The sequence below is a fragment of the Mycobacterium sp. genome (genome assembly GCF_029961025.1).
In the GTDB taxonomy this organism is placed as follows: domain Bacteria; phylum Actinomycetota; class Actinomycetes; order Mycobacteriales; family Mycobacteriaceae; genus Mycobacterium.
The window spans coordinates 1-13,706 of the sequence record NZ_JASBVP010000012.1 but is presented as its reverse complement, the minus strand read 5'-3'; the positions used below and the strand labels follow the sequence as shown (position 1 = coordinate 13,706).

Here is a 13,706-nt window from a genome sequence, read left to right as displayed (position 1 = left end):
AACAGAGTGTTCCCCCAGCCTACGGCCCACCGGGGAGCGCCGGGACGACGGCCCGGCCGCCCGCGCCCGGATGATAATGTGGTGCTCCGCGCACGACCCGCAGCGACCAGGAGGCCACCATGCCGCCGCGGCAGCGTCCATTGGAGGCGCGTGGCGTCGACACGGGTGACACGGCGGAAGCGGCGGCCGATGCCCACGCGCCGCATCCCGACGGCGAGGCGGCCGTTGCGATAGCCGCAGCGGAGCAAGAGGCCGCCCGCGCCGAAGCCCGTGCCGCGGCAGCCCGGGCGCGTGCGCTCCGGCTGCGCGAGCACGCCGAGGCGAGCCTGCGACACCGGCGGGGTGCCGCTGGCAGGGATGGGGCCGCCGACACCGCCGTCGACGAGTCTCGCTCGCCTCGATTTGGGCCACAACGACCGCGGCTTCGTCTGCCGGGGCGCACAGCAGTGCCCGTCGGCGTCGCGCTGGTGCTGATGTGCGCCTCGCTGGGGGCCAGCGCCGCCATGGTGTGGCACCACCGCACCCTGGTCCACAACCGGGAGCGGGCCGCGCAATTCGCCGCCGCGGCCCGCGCCGGCGCGCTGACACTGATGTCAATTGACGCCGCGCATGCCAAGGAGGACTTCCAACGGATCATCGACAACTCCACCGGCGAGCTGAAAAACCAGCTGGAAGTCACCGCGCTCTACCTGGCCAAAGGTGTTGCGGATTCGAAGGTCAGCACCAAGGCCACCGTGGAGGCGGTGGCCGTCGAATCGATGACCGATGACTCGGCGGTTGTGCTGATCGCCGCGAAATCCGACACCACCAATCCCGATAACACCAAACGGCCACCGGCTTTGTGGCGGCTCAGCATCAGTGTCACTCGCGACGGCGGTCGGCTCAAGATGTCGAAAGTCGAGTTCGTGCCGTGACAATCGGACAGCAGTCGCCACGCAACGGCGCACAACCGCCGTCCGGCGGCGCGAGATCAGTGCGCGGCACCGGACCGCGACGCTGGTGCCGTCGGTGCCTGGCGGGGTGGCGGGTAATCCTGGTGGCGGCGCTGACGGTTGGCGCCATGGCAGTTACCGTCGGCTTGTTTTTCTTTCAGTTTCGTCCGGATCAGCAGCTCGGCGACGCGGCCGGCCGCCGGGCGATCAAAGCGGCGTCGGACGGCGCTGTGGCGCTGCTGTCCTACTCCCCCGAGAATCTGGAGCGTGATTTCGCCGCGGCGAAATCGCACCTCACCGGCGGATTTCTGGCCTACTACAACAAATTCAGCGAACAAGTCGTCGCGCCGGCGGCACGGGAAAAACGCATCGCTACCACCGCCAGGGTGGTGCGGGCCGCCGTGTCGGAGTTGCACCCGGATTCAGCTGTCGTGCTGGTGTTTGTCGACCAGACCACCACCAGCAAGGAAAACCCCACACCGGTTGTCACGGCGAGCAGCGTGCGGGTAGCGCTGACGAAGGTCAGGGGTTTATGGCTGATCTCGCGGTTCGACCCGGTCGGATGAGCACCCCGAATCTCGGGTGCCAACCGGCGCCCGACCCCCGTAGCCGGCGCTGTTCTGCGCACCGGAGAATATCGCCACCGACGCCGACCGGCGTTATCGGTATCCTGAACCGGATGCGCCCCACGGAGAACCCGATTCGCTCCCGCGGAGCGACGAACATCGCAATGTTGGTGGCTGCCGCCCTATCCGCCCTGTTGGGGGGTGTGGCGCCGGCCCGCGCATCCAAGGAGGACGTCGCCATCAACGGCACATACCGGGCCACCTCGATCGGCGACTGGGCCAAGACAAATGAGCAATATCACGACGAGGCGACGGTCACCAGCATATGGACGATCAACTCCAGCTGTGCCACCTCCCAGGACTGCACTGGCACGGTCATCAGCGATCAGGGGTGGAGTGCGCCGCTCTTCATGCACGACGGGGCGATATGGTACGTCAAACGCGATGTGCCCAATTGGGAAACATGCCCCGACGGCACCAGTTACCCGGGCCGGCAGACATTTTATTTCTATCCGGTGAACTCCGATGGTCTAGAGCAGATCGGATCACCGACACTGGCCGGCAAGGACCGTACCGTCGGTCCGAGCGGCGCCTGCGGGCAAAACACCGCCCTTGCCGTCGAGATGCCGTTCCGGCTGGACAAGATAGGCTGATGAGCCGATCGCGCGTGACGACCGGCTCGGCTGGGGCGGCGCCGCCCGGCTTCAGGTGGGAAGCAAGTCCTGCCATTTCTTGGGCGTGGTCGGATTGACCAGGTCGGACTGTTGATAGAGCCGACCGTCCGGGCCGACATACCGCCCGGTACGTGGATCGTATCGGGCGATCGCAACCGGTGATCGAGATGTCTTGGCCCCAAACGAGCTTGCAGCGCCCCGTGGTCGTGCGTCGCGAGCTGCGCCTGATGAAGGTGCGGCGGGTGGCGGGGACACCGGCGGCGGTGCAGGGATCTCGCCCGGCGCGGGAACGTCAAGCGGCGCTATCGGGGCAAGATCGGCGGTGGGCGAGTGGGTGATCGCCGTGGACGGTACCGGCGGCACGGCCGCTCCAAGCGTGCCCGGTGGTGCGGGCTCGCCCCGCGGGCCGGGGGGTGTTCCCCGCGGAACCGCACCGGGCGGCAGCGGCGTGCCCTGGATCGGGGCATAGATCCTGTCGTTAAAGGTGACCCGATCATCGGGCGGGATGCCCTGGGACAGCAGGTTCGGATCCAGCGGGTAGGGGCCGAGAACATGTTGACGCATTGCCAGCGGCTCGTAAGGTTTGTCGCTGTTGCAGATTTCGACCGTCGGCGCGCGCTTTCCGGGGTGTCCCATGCAGGGATAGTTACGGGCGCCGCGAACCGCAAGCGGTGAATCCTGTGGCAGTTTGCAGTACACCCCGTCCGGGGCGTCGATGTCAGTGGTGTCGTCCGGGGAACGCCATTGGCTGGGGGGGATGAAACCGACCGTGCAAATAGGCGGATCATCGATGGTGATTGAAAAGTCGCCGACGGGCAAACCATCGGGATGATTTGTGTTTCCAGATGTTTGAATGATCGCAACCGCCGGCGGCAACAGCACCAGCAGTTGCTCCAGCGAGGGGTGGTAGGTGATCGCGACCTGGCCGACGGTACTGAGGTTGGCCAGCAATACCGGCAGCGTCGGTTTGATCTGGGTGAGCAGGCGAGACGCCTCGTTGGCGGCTTCAGGCCCATGGTGCAGCAGGGTCCGCACCCGGGCATCGTCGGCTACCAACGTATCGGAGATCCCGGCGAGGCTGCGCGCCCACGTTCTGATCGCATCGGCCGTGTGCGCTTGTGAATCCAAGAGCGGCCCAACATCTTCGGTGAGGGCGCGGGTCCGCTCAGCAACACCGTTCGCGTCGTGGGACAGCTGCGCTGACGAGTCGAGCAACGATCCCAGATCGTAGCCGGATCCGTTGAATCCCTGAAAAGACTCGTCGAGCAATTGGCCGAGTTTGTTTTTGGGAATGCTGTTGATCAACGCGCTGACCTGATCGAGCATCGGGCCGACCGCCTGCGGGATGGTGGTGTCTCGCATGGCGATCACCGAGCCGTTGTGTAAGTAGGGCGGTGAGTCGGTTCGGGGCCGCAGGTCCACATATTGTTCCCCGACCGCGGAGATGCTGCGCACCTCCGCTTTCAGGTCCGCCGGGATTTTCGGCGAGGTATTTAGCGACAGCGTCGCTGTCACGCCGGTGGGCGTCAACCCTACCGAGGTGACCTTGCCGACTTGCACACCGCGGTAGGTCACGTTGGAAAACCGGTACAGACCACCGGTGGCCGGCAGCTCCAGCGTGACCGTGATCCGCCCGATTCCCAACAGGGTCGGCACTTGGAGGTAAAACAGGATCATCGCGATCACACCGACGATCCCGGCAACCGCGAAAATCGCCAGCTGGATGCGGACGAACCGCGACAACATCTATTCGCCTTCCTTCGGCGGGGTCGCCGGCGCAGTGGGTGACGAGCCGGGATCCGTCGCCGGCACGGCCACCCCGGCGGGGTCCCCGCCGGGCGGCGGCACTGCCCCGGTCGGCGGCGGACCGGGTGGCCCCGGCGCCACCCCGGCGCCAAGCGGGTCGAGCGTGTAATTCAGGTAATACGGGTCCCCGGGTGCGGGTGGTTCCTCGGCGTGGATTTGTCCCCAGTGAGTCCCCAGCAGCAGTCCCCGCTTGAGCCGCGGAACCGTCAGATCCAAATGGGCCCACAGATTGAAGTAGTCCCCACGAACACCCCGGTCGATCAGATTCTGCGGGAACGGGAAAGTCAGGGCCATTGCGAGCGCGGTGTCGATATCGGGTCCCACGTCGGCGAGCGCCCGGATCGTCGGCTCCAGGTTCCGCAGGTTCGTGACCAGATCCGCCTGGGTGTCGTTGACCAGCGTGGTGGCGACGTCGCTGAAGGTGCGCAGTTTGTCCAGGGCCGTCATCAGACGCGGACGTTCTTGGATCAGCACTTGCAACGCCGGTGGTAGCGTGCGCAACGCCCGGGAGATGACGTCGCGCTGTCCGGCGAATGTCGCCGACAGCCGGTTCAGCGCCTGGATGGACGCGATGATATTGCCCCGCTGCCGGTCCAGCGTGCCCACGAACGTATCCAGACGGGTCAGCAGATCGCGCACAGCGTCCTCGCGCCCGGAGAGGGCTGCGGTCAAATTGTGGACGATCTCAGCGATCTGCCCCAGCCCCCCGCCGTTGACGATCGCCGCCAGCGACGACAGCGTCTCCTCTGTCGACGGGTAGGTCGAGGATCGGTTCAGCGGGATAGTGGCCCCAGGTTGCAGCCGCCCGGTACCCGGCCGGCCGGGCGGCGGATTGAGCTCCAGGTGCATGGATCCCAACAGGCTGGTCTGACCGACGCTGGCGACCACGTTGGCCGGGATGACGACATCGCGCTTTACCGAGATCTCGACGTCGGCGTGCCAGCCTTTCACCCGCATAGCGCGGATGCTGCCGACCACGACGTCGTCGATCATTACCGGCGAATTCGCCTCCATCGTACCGACATTCGGGATCTCGACATGGTAGATGTCGCCTCCCGGTCCACGCCCGACCGCCCCGGGCAACGGTAACGAGTTCAAGCCATGGAAGCTGCACCCGGTCACCGTCAACATGATGCAGAAGCCGATCACGAGCACCCTGCGCAGCGAAGCCATCACGGTTGCGGTCCTGGCTCGGGCAGCAGCATGCCGGGCAACCCCGGTGGCGGTGGGGCCGCGGGGGTGGTCGGCGCCGGTGGCAGCGGCATTGCCGCCCCCGGTATCCGTGCCGGCGGCACCGCCCCCGGCGGACCCACGGGATCACCCGGCAAGCCGGTGTAGGCGGACACCGCGGGCGGGATTTCGGGCGGACCGGGCTTGGGGCCCTCGCCGCCGGGAGCCAGTCGCTGCTCGCTGTAGATGATGTTTTCCGGGCGCGCGGACGGCTGCAAAAACGGGTTGATGGGAACCGGAAGGTTGTTGTAGTTGAGCAGCCGCAACCCGGGGCCGATGAATAACGAGCACAACTTGGCCGATTCGACGGCGGTGACGTTCTCGATGCTGCCGGTTATCGTGCAGCCCGGCACGGGAGGAAAGATACTGCCCGAAAACACCGGGTTCGCTTCGTTTATCAGCCCGAACCCGCCGACAATGGTTCCGGTATCGGGGTTGTAGTTGTTGAAGAAGTTACCGAGCGCGTTCGGCGCGACATGGAGCACGTTTTCCAGCGCCATCCGCTTGTCGACGAGAATCTGGGTGAGATCGGCCAGCCGGTGAATCTGCTCGCTCGCCCGATCACGCGTGCCTGCGATGAATCGCTGCACCTCCCCGACCGCCGACGACAGGTCGGTCAGCGCCGCGTCCAGTTCGGACCTGCTGTCGTTGACCACGCCGGTCAGTGTCGCCAGGCGATTGTTGAACTGCACGATCTGAACGTTGCTGTCCCGCAGCGCGGTAACGAAGGTTTGCAGATTTTTGATGATGTCGACGATATTCCCGCTGCCGTTGGCAAGGATGCGTCCCGCCCCGGACAGCTCGGTCAGCGCCTGGCGCAGCTTCTCACCGTTGCCCTCCAGCGCGTCGGCGGCGCTGTCGATGAACCGCGCTGCCGACGGCATGGCTACCCGCCCATTGGGGCCCAAATCCGTTGCCAGTCGCATCAATTGCGCCTTGACCTCATCCCACTCCACGGGTACGGCGGTGCGTTCTTCCGGTATCACCGCACCGTCGGGCATCACCGGACCGCTGGCCCGGTAGGCGGGGGTGAGCTGAACGTAGCGGGCGGCAACCAGATTCCGGGCCACGATAACAGCCTTTGCCTCAGCGGGAATGCGCACGCGGCGATCGACATTCATGGTGATCTTGGCCCGAGTGCCTTCAGGTTGAATCGAGGTGATCTTGCCGACCTTGACTCCGGACACCCGTACCTCGTCGCCCGGGTAGATCGCGGTGGCGGCGGTGAAGTAGGCGGTTATGGTCTTTGGCCGGAAAAACGTGTCCCGCACGATCAATGTTGCACCCGCAACGACGAGCCCGGTCAAAACGACTGCCGTCACGGCCACCAGCCTCGAGCGCGGGATCATTGGGATCCTCCGATCCGTGCTCCCAAAGTACAGCCGGGGCACGGTGGAATGCCGTTGTAGGGCCAGGGAACCAGCGACCGCGGTACCGTTGAAGGCAATCCCGGACCGTGAGCCGTGTCAAAGGTGCGAAACCCCCACAGATAGTCGAGGAACGGCTGGAAGAACTGTCCCAGAAAGATGTTCGGCACGAATGCCGAGTAAGCAAACATGCTGGAAACAGCCTCACCCAGGGTAATTTCATATTTCGCGAGCCGAGGCAGCGCTTCGCTGATGTTATCGCGGTTTTTCTCCAGCATCGCGACCACCGAGTTCAGTTTGTCTAATGCCGGAGCCAACGTTTTTTCGTTGTCGTGCACCAATCCCGACAGCTGCTTGGCCACCGCTGACGTGCTCGCAAGCAGATCGACGATCTCCTGTCTTCGAGCAACCACGACTTGGAGCAGATCATCGGCATTGAGGATGAGTTTATCGACCTGTTGACTGCGCTCTGAGAGCACCGTGGTGAGCTCGGCGGCGCTCTTGAACAGATCGCTCAGGGCTTTGTTGCGGCCGTTAAGGGTTCGCGACAACCGGGTCAGCGCATCGAAAGACGGGCCCAATTGCGGCGCAATCTGGTTCAACGTCGCCGACAGCGCATCCAGTGATTGGTTCAGCGTCTCGGTGTTGGTTGCGGCGGCGTTGGACGTGAAGTCGCTGACTGCATCAGTCAACGAGTAGGGAGAGGAGGTGCGCGACACCGGTATGACGTCCATCGGATGCATCACCCCGCCGCCGGCCGACTCCACGGTCAGCACCCGCTCGCCCAGTAGCGTTCCGGTCCGAATGTGCGCCGTGGTCTCCAACCCCAGCCGAACCCCGCCTTTCATGGTGAATGTCACCAGGGCATCACCGTCGTGCAGCGATACCTCCGACACGGTGCCGACTTTGATTCCGGAGACCGTCACGTCATTGCCGGCCGCGATTCCGCCGGCCTCCGAGAACAGCGCCCGGTAACGAACTTCGGTCGCTAGCGAAATCAGTTGCTGCGGCGATAATCCAACCAGGATAACCAGCACCACCAAGGCGGAGCCGATGAATCCGAACCGGACGAGGCCCGCTCCACGATACTTGAGCATCAGGGTTCTGTGCACCTCCCGGCGTCCGATCTGAACCACGGCGCAACCACCGTATGGCCCTGAAGGTCGGTGCCACGGATCCACAAGCCGCAGACATAGAACGGAATGGTGCTGCCCATGGTTCCGAGGCGGGCGAGTTTGCGGTAGTTCTTCGGCGCCTTCTGGATCGCTACGTCCAGACGGTCTTTATCCTGATCGAGCAATGGTGCCAACCGATTCAGTTGTTCGACCGTCCCTGCCAACGGTGGCCTCGCCCGGGTCAGCAGGTCCGCCAGTGACGCGGTTCCCGTGGTCAGCGAGTCGATGGCGGCGCCGATAGTGTTGCGATCGTCCGAAAGCCCACTGACGAGTTGCTCGAGGCGGTCGATGGCGGCGGAGAATTTATCACCGTCTTTGGCCAGGGAGGCCACCACGACATTCAGATTGTCGATCAGTTGCTGAATCGTTTGATCGTTGTCGGCCAAGGCATTGGCGAACGACGTCGCCTTGGAGAGAAGCGACCCGAGGGTGCCGCCCTGGCCTTGGAAAACCTGCAGCAACGCCGACGACAGCGCGTTGACATCATGAGCGTTCAGGCCCCGGATAACGGGTTTCAGCCCACCAAGGAGCAGATCGAGATCAAGTGCCGGCGAGGTGTGGTCGACCGGAATCTGCGCACCGGGCGGCAGCCGTTTGGTCGAACCCGGTCCTGCCGAGAGCTCAAGGTAGCGATCACCGACCAGGTTGAGGTAGCGAACGGCCGCTCTGGTGCCCTCGGTGAGCACGATGTCGCGATCGGCGTCGAATTTCACCACAACCTTTTTGTCGGCACGCAAGGACACACTGCTGACCGTTCCCACGCGAATGCCGGCGACCCGCACCGATTGTCCCGCTTTAAGCCGTGATGCGTCGGCAAATACCGCGGAATACCTGGTCGTCGCGCCGGTGCGATACTGCCCGAAGATAACGAACAAAAATGCGGTCAACACCGTCATCACCATGGCGAAGATACCGAATTTGATGAGCGTCGAACGCATTTCATCCCTCACCCGGGTTGTCCGATCTGAGCGGAGTTACGGGGTGGACCGGCGATCGGCCCGTATAACAGTTGCTTGAGCAGATCGGAGTTGATCAGCAGTTGTTGGTTTCCGTACTCCCAGGGGTTGGCACCGATATCGGTGACAAGGAACGGCTCATTGGTGTTGAAGGGAACGTTCGGAAGATCCAGGCACTGCGGTCCACCCGTCGCGGCAACCTTGGGCAGATGTGTCGGATACCGATAACGCTCGACACCCCACGTCAGGCTGGCAGATAAGAAGACTCCCGGTTCCGGCAACGGCGGAAAATGGGCGATCGGGACGAGTCCACCCAAACCGCAGTTGAGAGCCTTATGGTATTGATTGGTCAGATCGGTTGTGGGCAGCAGTAGGTGCACGACATCGGCGAGAGTTTTACGGTTAGTGCTCAGGACGTCGCTACCGATGTCGGCCAGGCCGATCGCGCTGACCAACAGGGCATCCAAGTTCCGTTGCTCGTCGATGATTGTCTGGCTGATCTTGGCCGCATTATCTGCGGTTCTGACCAAGCCCGGCGCCGCGTCGGCGTAGGCATTAAACACTTCGGGCCCGGCCTGGACGTCGTGGCTGAATGCGGCAAGGCTCGGATCCACTTTCGCCAAAAAAGCATCCAAATCGGCAAGCGCCTGGCCGAGCTTGGCCCCGCGGCCGCTGAGCGCCCGTGCCAAGGCGCCCAACGTCTCATTCAGCTTGGCTGGATTGATCTTCGACAGCACCGCGGTCAGTTGTTGGAATACCGTGTTTATTTCGACCACGACATGTTCGGCATCAAGCACCTCTCCGGCACGCAGGTGTCGCGGGGAGGGCTCCGCTGGTGGCACCAACTCGACGAACTTGGCGCCGAACACCGTCGATGAAGTGATCTCAACGAGCACGTTGGCCGGAATGAAGTGCAGCTGTGACGGATACATCGCCAGCCGGAGAGCCGCCTGGCCGTTGGGGAGGGATTCGATCGAGGCGACTTTACCCACCTGCACGCCACGCATCTTCACCTTGGCCTCCGGGTTCATCACCAGGCCCGCGCGCGGCGATACCACGGTCACCGGAACGGTCTGGGTGAAATCGCCCTGATACAGCAGGGCCGCCAACACGAATGCCCCGGCGATCACCGCAACCGTCACCAGGCCCGCCAAAGGACGCGCATATTGGTGCTCCCGGCGCCGGCCCACCGCCCGACGGCGGTGGTGTTGGCCTCCCACACCGGGGAATCCGCCCCGCAGCGGTCCACCGGCTGGGCCCGGGTACGGCCCGATATTCCCGGTCACCCAGCCCTCCCTCATCCGGACAGGTTGAAGTTGCCGTTGGAACCGTAGATGGACAGCGACACGAGCAGCGTCACCGACACCACCACCACCAGCGACGTGCGTACCGCGTTACCGACGGCCACGCCCACACCGGACGGCCCGCCGGAGGCGAAATAGCCGTAATAGGTGTGGATCAACAGAATCGTCAGCGCCATCAGAACGGCTTGCAGGAATGACCACAGCAGGTCGATTGGGTTTAAAAACGTGGTGAAGTAGTGATCGTAAAGCCCGCTTGACTGCCCGAACAGGAACACCGTGACGCCTCGGCTGGCGATGAACGACAAAATCACCGCGATCGAGTACAGCGGGGTGATCGCGACCATCCCGGCAACCAACCGGGTTGACACCAGATACGAAATTGGCCGGATCGCCATGGATTCCAGCGCGTCGATCTCCTCATTGATCCGCATCGCACCCAGCTGTGCGGTGACGCCTGCGCCGAAGGTAGCGGCCAGCCCGATCCCGGCTACCACCGGAGCCGAGATACGCACGTTGATGAAAGCTGCCAAAAAACCGGTCAACGCCTCAATTCCGATGTTGCCCAATGAACTGTATCCCTGCACCGCAAGCGTGCCGCCGGCAGCGAACGTGAGAAATCCGATGATCACCACCGTACCACCGATCATTGCCAAAGTGCCTGCACCCATGCTAATTTCAGCAATCAGGCGCACGACCTCATGCCGGTAGTGAGTGGTCGCGAAGGGCGTCAAAGCAAGCGCCTTGCCATAAAACAGCGTACGATCGCCTAGTCGGCTCAGCGCGATCACTATGGCGCTGACCGGTTTCTCAAGTTCGGACGATAGTCGTAGAGAAGTAGCTCGCAACGTCATAGCACTATTTCGCCGTCAACTGAATCCCGATAGCGGTTACCACCACGTTGACCACGAACAGCGACATGAATGCATATACCACCGTTTCGTTCACCGCATTGCCGACGGCTTTAGCGCCCCCGCCGCTAATTATCAGGCCGCGATAACAGGCCACCAATCCGGCGATCATCCCGAAAAGTGCCGCCTTAACGCATGAAATAATCACCTCGGGCACGCCGGTCAGCAGGGTGGTGCTCGCTGCGAACGCACCCGGGTTGACATCCTGGATGAACACCGAAAAGGCATAACCACCCACGATCCCGACGATGACCACCAAGCTGTTCAGCAGCAGGGCCACCAGGGCGGAGGCCAGCATTCGCGGTGTCACCAGCCGTTGCACCGGGTTGATGCCCAACACCTCCATGGCGTCGATTTCTTCACGGATCGCGCGCGCACCCAAATCCGCGCACATCGCGGTCGCCCCGGCACCCGCCACAATCAACACGGTCACCAACGGGCCGACCTGGGTGACCGCACCGAATGCGGCTCCGGCACCCGACAAGTCAGCGGCGCCCAGCTCACGCAACAAAATGTTGAGCGTAAAGCTGACCAACACGGTAAACGGAATCGCCACGAGCAAGGTCGGCACCAGCGAGACACGAGCGACAAACCAGGCTTGCTCGAGCAACTCTCGCCAATAAAACGGCCGGCGAAATACGAAGCGTATCGCGTCAAATGACATAGCGAATAGCCCCCCGACAGCCTGCATCGAGCCGACGAAATCTCGCCCGAGCGTGATGCCCGCAGACCAGCGGTCGGCCCCTCTGCTCGCCATCGCTATCACGCCTCCCCAGATTCCTGACGACGGCCGTCGCCTCCCAACCCCGCAGCAGATTTTTCAATCTCGCTTCGCGCAGCTTAACCGCATCGACTACGACAACGGAATCCAATGCCCCTTATGAGACACCAAGTCTCGAATTAGGCGGCACGTCGTCGCCGGTCATGCGGCAGTTCTGCACTCTACCGTTGTATCGTCGATCCGCCGACCACGAGCCGGTCCGGGCGTTCCGTCCATGTTCAGCCGAAGCCGCTGCAGTGCCGCGGGCCACACCGGGGCTGCCGCGGATGATCGCGGTGCTGGTCCCGCCGCAAGATCGGTGGCTGACGACACGGCGCAACGGAATCAACAATGCGGAATGTGATCGCAGTTTTGCTAGCCGACCAGCTCGACCAGGGTGGCATTGGCAGTGCCGCCGTCCTCGCACATGACCTGCAGGCCATAACGAATTCCGTTGTCGCGCATGTGATGCACCATACGGGTCATCATCACCGCCCCCGACGCGCCCAGGGGATGGCCGAGTGCGATCGCCCCGCCCAGCGGGTTGAGTAGCTGGGGGTCAGCGCCGGTTTCAGCCAACCACGCCAGCGGTACCGGCGCGAAGGCCTCGTTCACCTCGATGACACCGACCTCCGACAACGAGACCCCGGTCTTAGCGAGCACCTTCGCGGTGGCCGGGATCGGCCCGGTGAGCATGAGCACCGGGTCTGCACCGGTGACCACACCGGCGCGGTAGCGCACAATCGGTGTCAACCCCAGCTCGATCGCCATGGCGGTGGTCGTCACCAGCACGGCCGCGGCGCCGTCGGAGATCTGGGCGGAATTACCGGCGTGGATTACGCCGTTGTCGACGAACGCGGGCTGGAGTGCGGAGAGCTTCTCGACGGTGATTCCGCGTCGCACGCCCTCGTCGGCGGTGACACACCGATCGGCAACCCACACCGGCACGATCTGGGCCTCGAAGGCCCCGCTGTCCTGCGCGGCGGCGGCGCGTTCGTGCGATAGCACCGCGTATTCGTCGAGCCGGGTGCGTGAGAATCCCCACTTCTTGGCGACCAGTTCAGCGGAGACTCCTTGATTGAAGGAGAAATCGCCATAGCGGGCAAGGACTTTCGGGCCATAGGGCATTCCGGTGGTTCGGGCTGCGCCGAGCGGGACCCGGCTCATCACCTCGACTCCCCCGGCGACGACGACATCCTGCTGACCCGACATCACCGCGTGCACCGCGAAATCGACGGCCTGTTGACCCGAGCCGCCCGCCCGGTTGACCGTGGTGCCGGGAACGGTCTCGGGCCATCCGGCGGCGAGCACCGAGAAGCGGCCGATGTTGCCCGATTGGTCACCGACCTGGGACACACAGCCCCAAATCACGTCGTCGATGATTTTCGGGTCGATACCGGTGCGTTCCACCAACTCGTTCAGGACGACCGCCGACAGGTCGGCGGGGTGAACGGCCGCGAGCGCCCCGTTACGCCTGCCGATCGGGGTGCGCAGCGCCTCCACGATGACCGTTTCACGCATCTGTCCGCTCCGATCTCAGTTAGCGCCCATCGGCCAGGGCAGCCGCTCGCCGGCAGGACACCGAATGGCCGGGAAACGCTTCCGTGTCGCCGTCATAAGCCGGCCTCGCCCGTTCGGGAACCATTCCACCGTCGCACGCCTTAATCCGCTTGTCTGCAGCACCGCCGTCGCAGCGGCGACCATGGTTAGCCCGTCGCCAGTTTGACCACTCGGTCGTACATGGTCTCGCTGGCGACATAGACGTTGCCGGCGCCGTCTAGCGCCACCCCGCCCGGGGACAGGCGGAAGTCGATCCGCTGAACGACACCACGGTTTGCCCGGACGCCGGCGTCGTTACGCCCGGGCGGTGGGTAACCAGGTAGCCGGTTGCCCCGATGACGGCGAGGATCACCGGGACGGTGGCACCGATAAGCATCCACATTCATGTGGGACGGGCGCCACGCGTCTCGGGTGCCCCCGGGGCCGGGTAACCGGCCCAGGCACCGGCGGGGCCGGTGTCGGTGGCGT

The 13,706-nt window shown here is 63.9% G+C and carries 12 protein-coding genes and 1 pseudogene; 3 read left to right on the top strand and 10 right to left on the bottom strand.

All coding sequences use genetic code 11. The annotated features are described in order from the left end of the window. Positions 1 to 119 precede the first annotated feature (119 nt). From QJR12_RS14265 to QJR12_RS14255, 3 genes are all read left to right on the top strand, one after another. Positions 120 to 914 (top strand): hypothetical protein, encoded by a 795-nt coding sequence (locus QJR12_RS14265; RefSeq protein ID WP_300583512.1) that lies wholly within the window; start codon positions 120 to 122, stop codon positions 912 to 914. Positions 915 to 973: 59 nt separating this feature from the next. Beyond that, positions 974 to 1,498: a twin-arginine translocation pathway signal gene (locus QJR12_RS14260; RefSeq protein WP_300583764.1), complete on the top strand. Its 525-nt coding sequence runs from the start codon at positions 974 to 976 to the stop codon at positions 1,496 to 1,498. 164 nt (positions 1,499 to 1,662) lie between these two features. After that, entirely contained in the window at positions 1,663 to 2,151 is a 489-nt protein-coding gene (locus tag QJR12_RS14255; protein ID WP_300583761.1) for a hypothetical protein, read from the top strand. 51 nt (positions 2,152 to 2,202) lie between these two features. Here the strand turns inward: QJR12_RS14255 and QJR12_RS14250 are convergent, their stop codons facing one another. From QJR12_RS14250 to QJR12_RS14205, 10 genes and pseudogenes are all read right to left on the bottom strand, one after another. Continuing rightward, positions 2,203 to 3,918 (bottom strand): MlaD family protein, encoded by a 1,716-nt coding sequence (locus QJR12_RS14250; protein WP_300583509.1) that lies wholly within the window; start codon positions 3,916 to 3,918, stop codon positions 2,203 to 2,205. Continuing rightward, complete coding sequence (locus tag QJR12_RS14245; protein WP_300583758.1) at positions 3,919 to 5,151, bottom strand: MCE family protein; 1,233 nt, start codon at positions 5,149 to 5,151, stop codon at positions 3,919 to 3,921. Next, positions 5,151 to 6,557: an MCE family protein gene (locus tag QJR12_RS14240; protein WP_300583506.1), complete on the bottom strand. Its 1,407-nt coding sequence runs from the start codon at positions 6,555 to 6,557 to the stop codon at positions 5,151 to 5,153. The genes QJR12_RS14245 and QJR12_RS14240 overlap by 1 nt, the downstream gene beginning before the upstream one ends. Next, on the bottom strand, positions 6,554 to 7,672 hold the full coding sequence (locus QJR12_RS14235) for an MCE family protein (protein ID WP_300583755.1): 1,119 nt from the start codon (positions 7,670 to 7,672) through the stop codon (positions 6,554 to 6,556). The genes QJR12_RS14240 and QJR12_RS14235 overlap by 4 nt, the downstream gene beginning before the upstream one ends. Further along, on the bottom strand, positions 7,672 to 8,688 hold the full coding sequence (locus QJR12_RS14230) for an MCE family protein (RefSeq protein ID WP_300583503.1): 1,017 nt from the start codon (positions 8,686 to 8,688) through the stop codon (positions 7,672 to 7,674). Before QJR12_RS14230 ends, QJR12_RS14235 begins: the two co-directional genes overlap by 1 nt. Before the next feature lie 8 nt (positions 8,689 to 8,696). After that, entirely contained in the window at positions 8,697 to 9,896 is a 1,200-nt protein-coding gene (locus QJR12_RS14225) for an MCE family protein (protein WP_300583752.1), read from the bottom strand. Positions 9,897 to 10,003: 107 nt separating this feature from the next. Continuing rightward, positions 10,004 to 10,861 (bottom strand): ABC transporter permease, encoded by an 858-nt coding sequence (locus QJR12_RS14220; RefSeq protein WP_300583500.1) that lies wholly within the window; start codon positions 10,859 to 10,861, stop codon positions 10,004 to 10,006. Between the two features lie 4 nt (positions 10,862 to 10,865). After that, a complete protein-coding gene (locus tag QJR12_RS14215) occupies positions 10,866 to 11,675 on the bottom strand; it encodes an ABC transporter permease (protein ID WP_300583497.1) in 810 nt (269 codons plus the stop codon). Between the two features lie 378 nt (positions 11,676 to 12,053). Next, positions 12,054 to 13,199, bottom strand: a complete 1,146-nt coding sequence (locus QJR12_RS14210) for a thiolase family protein (RefSeq protein WP_300583494.1) — start codon at positions 13,197 to 13,199, stop codon at positions 12,054 to 12,056. Between the two features lie 188 nt (positions 13,200 to 13,387). Continuing rightward, positions 13,388 to 13,524: pseudogene (locus QJR12_RS14205) on the bottom strand (hypothetical protein); the annotation flags it as partial. Positions 13,525 to 13,706 lie beyond the last annotated feature (182 nt).

Coding starts and splice junctions, on each gene's coding strand:
- QJR12_RS14245 (WP_300583758.1), bottom strand. CDS start 5,151: ATGGCTTCGCTGCGCAGGGTGCTCGTGATCGGCTTCTGCATCATGTTG.
- QJR12_RS14250 (WP_300583509.1), bottom strand. CDS start 3,918: ATGTTGTCGCGGTTCGTCCGCATCCAGCTGGCGATTTTCGCGGTTGCC.
- QJR12_RS14210 (WP_300583494.1), bottom strand. CDS start 13,199: ATGCGTGAAACGGTCATCGTGGAGGCGCTGCGCACCCCGATCGGCAGG.
- QJR12_RS14240 (WP_300583506.1), bottom strand. CDS start 6,557: ATGATCCCGCGCTCGAGGCTGGTGGCCGTGACGGCAGTCGTTTTGACC.
- QJR12_RS14265 (WP_300583512.1), top strand. CDS start 120: ATGCCGCCGCGGCAGCGTCCATTGGAGGCGCGTGGCGTCGACACGGGT.
- QJR12_RS14255 (WP_300583761.1), top strand. CDS start 1,663: ATGTTGGTGGCTGCCGCCCTATCCGCCCTGTTGGGGGGTGTGGCGCCG.
- QJR12_RS14215 (WP_300583497.1), bottom strand. CDS start 11,675: ATGGCGAGCAGAGGGGCCGACCGCTGGTCTGCGGGCATCACGCTCGGG.
- QJR12_RS14220 (WP_300583500.1), bottom strand. CDS start 10,861: ATGACGTTGCGAGCTACTTCTCTACGACTATCGTCCGAACTTGAGAAA.
- QJR12_RS14230 (WP_300583503.1), bottom strand. CDS start 8,688: ATGCGTTCGACGCTCATCAAATTCGGTATCTTCGCCATGGTGATGACG.
- QJR12_RS14235 (WP_300583755.1), bottom strand. CDS start 7,672: ATGCTCAAGTATCGTGGAGCGGGCCTCGTCCGGTTCGGATTCATCGGC.